8 protein-coding genes and 1 tRNA gene are annotated in these 8,439 nt (G+C 62.5%); 4 read left to right on the top strand and 5 right to left on the bottom strand.

Features of this window, described 5'->3' with window-relative positions:
* The 4 genes from KVT32_RS25040 to KVT32_RS25030 form a co-directional block, all read left to right on the top strand.
* Window positions 1-285: hypothetical protein (locus KVT32_RS25040; protein WP_217618986.1), on the top strand; the 285-nt coding region annotated here is incomplete at its 5' end.
* 3 nt (window positions 286-288) lie between these two features.
* Window positions 289-1,563, top strand: coding sequence for a DUF1173 family protein (locus tag KVT32_RS25035; RefSeq protein WP_217618985.1), 1,275 nt, complete (start codon window positions 289-291; stop codon window positions 1,561-1,563).
* A 69-nt stretch (window positions 1,564-1,632) separates the two neighbouring features.
* Complete coding sequence (locus KVT32_RS32190) at window positions 1,633-2,037, top strand: hypothetical protein (protein WP_254637016.1); 405 nt, start codon at window positions 1,633-1,635, stop codon at window positions 2,035-2,037.
* A complete protein-coding gene (locus KVT32_RS25030) occupies window positions 2,034-2,978 on the top strand; it encodes a site-specific integrase (RefSeq protein ID WP_254637015.1) in 945 nt (314 codons plus the stop codon). Before KVT32_RS32190 ends, KVT32_RS25030 begins: the two co-directional genes overlap by 4 nt.
* A gap of 24 nt (window positions 2,979-3,002) precedes the next feature.
* On the opposite strand, the gene KVT32_RS25025 is transcribed toward KVT32_RS25030, so the two are convergent.
* The 5 genes from KVT32_RS25025 to KVT32_RS25005 form a co-directional block, all read right to left on the bottom strand.
* Window positions 3,003-3,078 (bottom strand) — tRNA-Lys (locus tag KVT32_RS25025).
* A gap of 131 nt (window positions 3,079-3,209) precedes the next feature.
* Entirely contained in the window at window positions 3,210-4,007 is a 798-nt protein-coding gene (locus tag KVT32_RS25020) for a MetQ/NlpA family ABC transporter substrate-binding protein (RefSeq protein ID WP_217618983.1), read from the bottom strand.
* Window positions 4,008-4,052: 45 nt separating this feature from the next.
* Window positions 4,053-4,706: a methionine ABC transporter permease gene (locus KVT32_RS25015; RefSeq protein WP_062841659.1), complete on the bottom strand. Its 654-nt coding sequence runs from the start codon at window positions 4,704-4,706 to the stop codon at window positions 4,053-4,055.
* Complete coding sequence (locus tag KVT32_RS25010; protein WP_062841658.1) at window positions 4,663-5,751, bottom strand: methionine ABC transporter ATP-binding protein; 1,089 nt, start codon at window positions 5,749-5,751, stop codon at window positions 4,663-4,665. The genes KVT32_RS25015 and KVT32_RS25010 overlap by 44 nt, the downstream gene beginning before the upstream one ends.
* A gap of 224 nt (window positions 5,752-5,975) precedes the next feature.
* Window positions 5,976-8,201 (bottom strand): TIM-barrel domain-containing protein, encoded by a 2,226-nt coding sequence (locus KVT32_RS25005; RefSeq protein WP_217618982.1) that lies wholly within the window; start codon window positions 8,199-8,201, stop codon window positions 5,976-5,978.
* Window positions 8,202-8,439: the final 238 nt, after the last annotated feature.

The raw sequence follows: 8,439 nt of genomic DNA, 5'->3' as shown, positions 1-8,439 counted from the left end.
GCTATCGATAGCCCTTTGCTACACCATGCTGGCACAAGCTGTGTCCATGGTGGCGAGGTGCATCTCATCATTTGTCAGCTGGCGCCGAGCAAGGAACTCCTGACTTACGGTGCGCGTGTCATCCCACGTGGAAACTTCATGAAAAAGCAAATAACTCTCTGGACGCTTGCCGCGCTGATCTTCGTAGCAGGCTACGCGCTTTACCTCGCCTTCTCCGACATCAAAGATGACTGCGCAGAGCAGCAAGTCGTGAGCACAACACTTTGTGCCACCATGGGGAGCTAAACGATGGACCGTAAGGTATATCCGGTGGAAATTACGCTCGGCCCCCACAGCCGCCCTTACTCCCCTGAGTTTCAAACGCAGGACGAATACAAGGACGGCTGGAAGCGAGTGCTGCTGATGGCTCATGGAAAGGCAGACGTGCGCTGCACGTGCCCTGGTGCTGGGGAAAAGCGCCTGTCAATCCACAGCAGAGCCAATTCCGACAGATTCCATCTCGCCCGCTTTCCAGAGACTGGCGCCGAGCATAGCGAAGACTGCATCTACTACGGTGTCGACCCCAGCATGTCTGGCCTTGGCTCCTACCGCCGCGGTGTGGTGCAGGAGCTGGATGACGGCGCAGTGAAGATCAAGCTCAAGGTTGGGCTGCAGCAGCGTGCGGCTGTCGCGCCTGATGAAAGCGACAATGCCGGACCGGCCGAGGCGAAGGTCGCCACCCCTCGACCTCGGTCCGGCCAAGCAAGCATGACACTGCTCGGCCTGCTTCATTTCCTCTGGACGCAAGCCGGCCTGAATACGTGGACTCCCGGCATGGAAGGCAAGCGCAACCTCGGCGTGGTTCACCACCACCTGATGCGTATCGCGACATCGACCTATGCAGGCCGCGTTCGACTGTCGCAAAACCTCGTGATTGCCACGCCGTCCAGCTCGGGGCAGCAGGCAGGGCACAACAAGGCCAAAAGTCTGGAAGCGATCACACAGCGCCGACGCCTCGTCATTGTTGCCCCGCTCGCCCAGCATCAGGAAGGAATGGACGGCAGTGAAAGCCTGCCCATCGCTGGGTTTCACGGCATACCGTTCATGACCCTCGACGACGGCATCTGGTCAGCGCTCGAGCGCCGCTTCGCCCGCGAAATTGACGCTTGGCGCGCTGGTAACCCGATCATCGCGGTTGCGCAAACAGATCCGCCGAAATCCTCGGGGGGCAACATGCGAGCGCACGCCGTGGACATCGCGCTCATGCAGATCACGCGCGACTCCATCCCGGTCGATTCGGGGTACGAAGTTCTGATCGCTGAGAAACTCGTTGCGGAGAAGCGCCGATTTGAAAAGCCCCTGCGATTCGACGCAGGCGAAGAGGCGGTCTTTCCCGACTTTTGGCTGCGCGACCTGGCTGAGCCGATCCCCCTTGAAGTTTGGGGCATGTCCGGCACGGATTACTTATCGCGCAAAAAGGAGAAGGCTGCGCACTATGACGAAACATTCGGTGCCGGAGGCTGGTGGGCGTGGAATGCCGCGATCGGTGACCCCGTGCCGGAATTCCCCCCCAAAACCACCTAAATGCTCCCCGTGAGATGCCACCATTGCCGCCCTGGTTCTGCATGAACTACTTCCGTCAGGCGCGGGCGGATGAGTGCCCCCTCGGGAATGCGCCCCAATTTAAAGGTGTTCACGATGCTCAATGCACTTGCCGTGCAGACCACGGACGAAAAGGCGCTCACGCTGCATGAAGCCGCTGAACGCCTCAACGTTTCCTACAGCACAATCTTCAGCTATCGCAAGGAACTTGGGTTTCAGCTTAGGGCGCGTGGCGCCTGGCGGATCTGGCCTTCGCGCCTTGCTGCATTCTCGGAAAAGAAGAACAATGTCACCCAGCTATCGCTGCGGGTCTTGGGAGAAGCACCATGCCCATCCGCAAAGATGAAACCTCAGGTATCTGGCAAGTTGATATCCGCGTCCCAGGCCTCCCGCGAGTTAGATGCTCTTCTGGAACATCGGACAGGCAAGCCGCGCAGGAATATCACGACAAGTTGAAGGCTGATTTGTGGCGCCAAGCCAAGCTCGGTGAGCAACGCGACCGCTTGTTCGAAGAAGCCGCTGTACGGTGTCTTCGACTGTGGGACGGCCTGCGAGACTACGACAGCAAGGTCCGGCACATTGCCTACTGGCGCACGCAGTTCTCTGGACGCGCCATTCGCTCTTTAAAATTCGACGAGATTGCGGACAAGCTGCCCACTCACACGACGCACCGTCATCGCAAACCCACTCCAGTCAGCGCAGCTACGAAGAATCGTTATCTTGCAACGATGCGCCGAATGCTCAAGCTATGCGAGGAGTGGGATTGGATCGACAAGTGTCCCAAATTCGCTGAGTTCGTCGAGCCCGACAATCGAGTGCGCTGGGAACCAAAGGACGTCATCGGCCGTTTAATTAGCGCCATGACGCTCGAATGGATGCGCGACGTGAGCCTGGTCGCAGTTGCCACCGGCATGCGCGAGGACGAACTGCTCTCGCTCAAGCCGAGCAACGTCGACATGCCGCGCTCTAATGCCTGGGTCATCGCAGAAGAGGCGAAGTCCGGCTACGCACGTTCTGTGCCGCTCAACGCGGATGCCCTTGCAGTCCTGCAGCGTCGGATTCCCAAGGCAAAGAAGTACGTCTTCGAGAGGCCCTCGCGCGACGGTGTCGTCCGCAAGATTGGTCAGGTCGATGCGCGCTGTCTTCGCCGTGCTTGCGCCGAAGTTGGCATCGACGACTTTCACTTTCACGACCTTCGGCACACCTGGGCCAGCTGGCATGTACAGGCTGGCACGCCACTCATGGTTCTGAAGGACCTCGGCGGTTGGGAGACACTGGACATGGTGCAGCGATATGCTCACCTGGCCCCGTCTCATCTCGCGCACCATTCGGCCACGGTCGAATTTTGGTCAAAGTCAGAACGCAAAGAAAAAACGCCGCTTGCGAGAGCGGCGTAAGTTCTTGATATTGCAGGGCTTTGGTGGTGGGTTGTGCGAGACTCGAACTCGCGACCAACGGATTAAAAGTCCGCTGCTCTACCGACTGAGCTAACAACCCGACCGAAGCCCGAAATTATGGCGGATTTCGAAGGGCTTGTCAAAAAATGACAGCGTGCCATCCTGCCAGCAAAGCCAGGCAAGCAAACGGCCGCTCGCGGCGGCCGTTTGCGGGTGGTGCGGCGTGCTGGATTACCAGGCAGCCACCACCGCGCCCTTGAACTTGGTTTCGATGAACTGCTTCACTGCCGGGCTGTGATAGATGGAGACCAGCTTGGCGAACTCGGGACGGTCCTTGTCCTTTTCACGCACGACCAGCACGTTGGCGTACGGCGAGTCGGGCGATTCCTGGGCGATGGCGTTCTTGGTCGGATTCAGTCCGGCTTCCAGCGCGAAGTTGGTGTTCACGGCCGAAGCGTCGGTGTCATCCAGCGAGCGCGGCAGTTGGGCGGCGTCCAGTTCGATGAAGCGCAGCTTCTTGGGGTTCTCGACCACGTCGATCGGCGTGGCCTTCAGGCCCGCTTCCGGACGCAGCTTGATCAGGCCATTGGCCTGCAGCAGCAGCAGCGCGCGGCCGCCGTTGGTCGGGTCGTTCGGCAGCGCGATGCGGGCGCCTTCCTTCAGTTCGGACAGCGACTTGATCTTCTTGCTGTAGATGCCGATCGGGAAGATCACGGTCTTGGCGATGCTGACCAGCTTGTAGCCGCGGTCCGCGTTGGCGTTGTCCAGGTAGGGCTGGTGCTGGTAGCTGTTCAGGTCCAGGTCGCCGGCGGCCAGCGCCACGTTCGGCTGCACGTAGTCCGAGAACTCGATGACTTGCAGGTTCAGGCCCTGCTTGGCGGCTTCGGCCTTGACCACATCAAAGATCTGGGCGTGCGGGCCGGCGGTGACACCGACCTTCAGCGGCTTGTCCTGAGCCAGCGCGGGCTGGGCGAATACGGCGGCGCCCAAAGCGAACGCGGCCAGCGACTTCAAAACCTTGATGCTCATGTTGCGATATCCCGATATGACGGAAGTAGGAAAAAACGAAGAAGATCAGCGATGCGACATGCGGCGCACGAAGCGGTCGCCCAGGCTCTGGATGGCTTGGACCAGAACGATCAGCACGATCACGACCGCGGCCATGACGTCGGACTGGAAGCGCTGGTAGCCATAGCGGATCGCCAGGTCGCCCAGCCCGCCGCCGCCGATGGCGCCGGCCATTGCCGAATAACCGATCAGGCTGACCACGGTGACGATGGTGGCGGCGATGAGGCCCGGCAGGGCTTCGGGCAGCAGCACCTTCATGATGATCTGCATCGGCGATGCGCCCATGGCGCGCGCCGCGGTGATGAGGCCCGGATCGACCTCGCGCATGGCGTTTTCCGCGATGCGCGCCATGAAGGGAATGGCGGCCACCGACAAAGGCACGATGGCGGCGGTGGTGCCGATGGACGTCTGCGCCACCAATCGCGTGAACGGGATGATCGCGACCATCAGGATCACGAACGGCACCGAACGGGTCGCGTTGATGATGGCCCCCAGCACGTGGTTCACGGGCTGGTTTTCAAGCATGTTGCCGCGCGCGGTCACCGTCAGCGTGACGCCAAGCGGAATGCCGATGATCACCGCGATGGCGCTGGCCACGCCCACCATCAGCAGGGTGTCAAGCAGCGACGTAATAAGCAGGTCGATCAGTTGCGGACTCATGAGCTATTTCTTCAACGGTAATGTCACGGGCGTTCAAGGCGGCAATCCCGTCCTTGAGCGCGGCGGGCGTGCCTTGGGCCAGCACAAACATCGTGCCCACGGCCACGCCCTGGATGTCTTCGACGCGCGCCTGCACCAGGCCGACGTCCAGGCCGAATTGCCGGGTCAGGTCGGACAGGAAGGCGCCCGATGCGTCGGTGCCGGTCAGCGACAGGCGCAACAGGCGCACGGTCTGGCCGGGTTTGGCGGCGGCCAGCGCCTGGATGCGTTCCTTGACGGCGGCCAGCGTGGCGTCGGTCAGTTCCGAGGCGGTGGCGGCCGACACCATGTTGCGGGTCACTTCATGGCGGGGTTGGGCAAAGACCTCGCGGGTGCTGCCGATTTCAACGACCTCGCCCTGCGACAGCACGGCGACGCGATCGCAGACCTCGCGCACGACTTCCATCTGGTGCGTGATCATGACCACGGTCACGCCGGTCTTGCGGTTGATGTCGCGCAGCAGCGCCAGGATGTTGTGCGTGGTTTCGGGGTCCAGCGCGGACGTGGCTTCGTCGCTCAGCAACACGTCCGGATTGTTGGCCAGCGCGCGGGCGATGCCGACGCGCTGCTTCTGGCCGCCACTGATCTGGCTGGGATAACGGTCGCGCAGGTGTTCCAGCCCGACCAGCGCCAGCAGACGCTCCACGCGCGCCGGAATTTCAGCTTTGGACACGCCCGCGATTTCCAGCGGGAGGGCGACGTTGCCGTACACCGTGCGCCGCGACAGCAGGTTGAATCCCTGGAACACCATGCCGATGCGGCGGCGCTGTTCACGCAACTGCGCTTCGGTCAGGCCGGTCAGCGCCTGACCGCCGATGGAGATGTTGCCCTGGTTGGGACGTTCCAGCAGGTTGATGCACTGGACCAGCGTGCTTTTACCGGCCCCGCTGGGACCGATGATGCCAAAGACCTCGCCCTGCTCGATGTGCAGGTTGATGCCTCGCAGCGCCTGGAATTCCCCATGCGGCGTGGCGTAGGTCTTGGATAGGTTCTCGATGTGAATCATGGCAAGCGATTTTGTATCTTTTCTCTTCTAAAGAGAACGACCGTTTTTTCCATTTTTAATAACTACAAGTAATATCAACTGCCGGCCCGGGGACGCGAGGCTTCTGGAAAGCCGCGCAAACGCCTCGACAATGGCGATCCGGCAAAGACACAAAGGGCAGCCGGGAAGGAAAGCCTTCCTGACTGCCCTTTCTTTTCGGCGGCCGGCTTGCGGCCGACCCGGGTTCAGCGTGCGCGCGAGATGCGGACTTCCGCGCCGCGGCGCTTCACTTCCAGGCCTTCGGACGGCGAGATCCGCAGCCCTTCCAGCCCCTTGATGTAGCTCGAACCCTGCATCTGCATCACGCGGATCTTGTTGCGCATGACGACCGGGTTATGCACCGGCATGCCGAACATCCAGACCTCGTCCAGGATGCGGGCCGAGTTGAACTCGCCCGTATGCTGCGCGGCGGGACCGAGACAGAGCATGTGACCTTCGCGGCCGAACACCGGGAACTGGCCAAGCTCGCAATCGATGGTCCAGGTGGTGCCGCCCTCGTAGCGATGGCCGGTGTTCAGATCCCACCACGCCTCGCCCTTGGGCAGGTACACGCGCACCTGATTGCCCGGTTCGGTGACCGGCGCCACCAGCAGGGCCGGACCCAGCAGGTATTGCAGATCCCATTCGTGGGCGTGCGGATCGTTCGGGAACGACAGCGCCATGGAGCGTTGCACCGGCAGACCGGTGCGGGCCGAGTCCTCGATGGCACCCAGCACATAGGGCACCAGGCGGTAGCGCCACTGCATCCAGGTCTTGGCGTGGGACAGGGTTTCGTCGCCGAAATCCCAGGGCATCAGCCCTTCCACGCCCTGGAAGGAGAAATTGGCCGAGAACACGCCGGCGGTCAGCCAGCGCAGGTAAAGCTCGGGCGTCATGCCGGCGCGGTCGCGCGCGGCCGAACCAATGTTGTGCACCTGGACGGGCACGCCGCTGGAACCGATCGACAGGGACGTGCGCAGCGTGTGCCGCAGGCCTTCCCAGGTGTTGTCGACCTGGGGGCCCACCTGCCACGGCAGGCGCTGGGCCGCCGGGAAGAGGTCCGCGCTGGGCACGACGCCTTCGGGCGGCACCTTCAATCCGGCCACCGCGTCGAACAGCGCGCGGCGCACCAGCAGGGGATACATCGTGCGCAGGGCGGGGCCGGTCTCGCCGTTGCGGGCGGTCACGCCATCCGGGATGGCGATCTGCGCGTCGCAGGCGGGCGCATCCAGACCGTCTTCCACCAATTGGCGGTGGCGCTCAACCCACAGGTTGTAGATGTCGCGATAGGTCAGGTCCAGCAGGCCGTAGGGCTGGCCGGACGTCGCCGCGTTGCCGTCGAACACCTGGGCAGCGCCGTCGTCCTTGGTCAGCAGCCAGCCGCGATCTTCCAGCTCTTCAAAGAGCGGACTGGTCTTGATGACGCCCGGAAAGCCGGAGGCCGCCACATGCACGTTGTGTTTGTGAAAGAGCGCCAGCATCTGCTTGGCGTCGGGAAAGCGTTGGGCATCCCATTCAAAAACCGTCTTGTCCGCCTGGAAGCCCCACGCGATTGGCTGGGCCAGCGTCACGGCATCCACCGGAATCTGGTTTTCGCGCATGCGCGCCACCAGGGCAACCGTCTGCGTGGGCATTTCGCCTGCGGCCTGCTGCAGCCACGCGCCCATGGCCCACAGGACGGGCTGGCCGGCGCGGCCGGTCAGCGCGGTGTATTGATTCAGGATTTCGGCGGGTTCGCCGGCGAACAGGAACAAGTCCAGCACCGCGTCATCGACGGTCAGCACATAGGCCGAGTCCGCCGGCGCGACGCCCACCGAATGTTCCACGCGGCGCATCGTGTTGGCATAGACGCCCCAGCCTCGGGGACTCCAGGCCAGCGGCAGCGCGCGGTGCTCCGGGTCGTCGGAAACCACCGATTCCTCGCGGCGGTTCAGGTCCCCCGGGGTTTCGCCCAGACCGTAGACCCGCTCGTCGGCGGCCAACGTGAAACCGGCCGTCCACACGGCGTCGTCGGCCTGGTCCAGCGCGTTGTGCCCAAATGCGGGCGTATGCGCGGAAACCTCGGATTCGAAGACGCGGTCTTCGTTGCGGTACAGGGCGATGCGAACAGGATTGGCCTGGATCTCCAGGGCGACATCGCCCTGGGTGATCCGCCAGCCGTCACCGCCATCGCGAGGCGCGATGGTCGCTTCGCCCACCGCCTCCTGGCGCGCGAGCAGCATTTCGGCCACGGCGCGCGCACGCGCGCCCGGCTTGTCATCATTGAAGTGGTTCGCCTCGCCGCAGCGCAGGCGAAAAACTCCAGGCGCATGCGCCTCGACTACCAGATGCAACCCATCGCCCGCGTCGAAATCGATGCGACTGGGGCGGGACGTCAGCAGCTCGGCATTATCGAGCTGGGTAGTATGGGCAAAGTCGAACTTGGGCGGCACAGAGCATCCCCCGGCTTAAGCCAAAAACCATCAAAAGACGCTATTTTGACGGATTTGAGCTTTGAAATAAACTCGATCCCTCTTTTGGACGGTTATTTCATCCAAAAAAGGGGCATAAAGCCCTTGGCCTGCGTCAGGCGCGCAGATGCCGCCGAGTCGCCGAATTGCCGGCCCGAAAGGTCAATTGCGGCCTATTGGCGCCAAATTCCGGCAATTCTTACAATTCTACGCCAGCCGG

Origin of the sequence: Achromobacter sp. GbtcB20, from assembly GCF_019091095.1 — a bacterium.
In the GTDB taxonomy this organism is placed as follows: Bacteria; Pseudomonadota; Gammaproteobacteria; order Burkholderiales; family Burkholderiaceae_B; genus Achromobacter; species Achromobacter mucicolens.
This window is presented reverse-complemented; position numbering and strand designations above follow the sequence as displayed.